1 pseudogene is annotated in these 236 nt (G+C 39.8%); it reads right to left on the bottom strand.

The window, feature by feature from the left end:
- Nucleotides 1-236 (bottom strand): annotated as a pseudogene (locus tag AAEY75_RS17100) (McrB family protein); the annotation flags it as partial.

The raw sequence follows: 236 nt of genomic DNA, 5'->3' as shown, positions 1-236 counted from the left end.
ATCATTAATAAATTGCGCCGATATTGGCTGCTGTTCATCTCTAAAAATATACTGCAAGACAGGCACTTGCCCACCAGCTGCTTGGGCTAATTGTGGAATAATTTGCTCAGTAAGTGCCATTTGTAACTGCTCAAGACTATGTACGGAGAATAAAAACGCATGACCCATTTGCGGCTCAATCCCTAACGTTTGGCTAATACGATGATTTAAACCCGTTAATATTTTGGCTAAATTGA

The sequence above is a fragment of the Psychrobacter sp. TB55-MNA-CIBAN-0194 genome, assembly GCF_040309505.1.
Lineage (GTDB): Bacteria > Pseudomonadota > Gammaproteobacteria > Pseudomonadales > Moraxellaceae > Psychrobacter > Psychrobacter fozii.
Note: the sequence above shows the minus strand (reverse complement) of the source record. Positions and strands in the feature narration are given on the sequence as shown.